Consider the following 1,039-nt stretch of genomic DNA (forward strand, 5'->3'; position numbering starts at 1 on the left):
CTTAATCCTAAATCCTATAACAACTTTATTTTCATTTTTTCCATTGAAAAATCAAAAATACAACTACTTTAATGAGTCAGGTTCAAGGGAAAAGGAATTAAATGGAAAACTGGAAGAAAGTAACAAGCCAGAATTTCCAAGGGTTTGAGGGCTGTCTATAAAAGGACTTTATTTTAAAAGGGAAAGAAGTTTGTTTGAGGTGCATAGTAGTTGTTGTATGATTCAAATAAAGTCCACTCATGATAATAAAGTTTGTTCAAAAAATCCCGTAGTCTAAGCAGGAAATATCCTGAACGGCTGCGGGATTTGAATTTTTACAGGTAAAGGGGTTGAAAAGGTCAAGGTGTAAAGAATAAGGCTTTACGTATCTTTTTATTGTATCGTGAGACCAGTGTAACCATACTTGCTTGAAAAGCTTATTGAAAAGATATCTAATGCAATTAATAATAACAAATATTCAATTAACTGCTTATGGCCTGCGGATAATGTTAAGATCACAGATGGTGATAGAATGGGCATCATAATCGACTAGCCCATCTTTTTTCATTTTATTGAGTTCACGGGAAAGAGAAGTCCTTTGAATCCCTAACCTTTCGGCTAATTCCTTCTTTGTCATATTAAGTTTTATTTTTTTGCTATTTTGAGTGTAATACTCATAATTTAGGAATTCAATAATAGATTCCCTAATAGATTTCATGGAGATTGATTTAATTTTACTTGTCAAAATAGCAGTTTTATCTGATATACAGGTTAAAAACTTAACTAAAAAGCCCTGGCTGGTCTGGCAAAGTTGCAGCACTAAATCTTTAGGAATATGTAAAATTTCAGTATCTGATTTTGCTATTACACTCATGGGATAATAAGGATACTTTGAAAACAACAGATTTCCTCCTAAGTTATCTCCGATTTTAAATTCTGCAACAGTTAATACATTTCCTTTTTCATCAATCTTTTGAATAAACACCTGCCCTTTTAAAATAATATCCAGATAATTGCATTTCTCGCTTTCAAAATGGATAATGCTGCCTTTATTGTATTT

At 31.8% G+C, this 1,039-nt stretch carries 1 protein-coding gene; it reads right to left on the reverse strand.

Annotation, left to right across the window (positions count from 1 at the left end):
- Nucleotides 1-469: 469 nt before the first annotated feature.
- Nucleotides 470-1,039, reverse strand: a 570-nt coding sequence (locus JT739_RS11185; protein WP_237661207.1) for a Crp/Fnr family transcriptional regulator, incomplete at its 5' end; no start/stop codon positions are given.

The organism is Tepidanaerobacter sp. GT38 (assembly GCF_021991635.1).
In the GTDB taxonomy this organism is placed as follows: Bacteria; Bacillota; Thermosediminibacteria; order Thermosediminibacterales; family Tepidanaerobacteraceae; genus DTU063.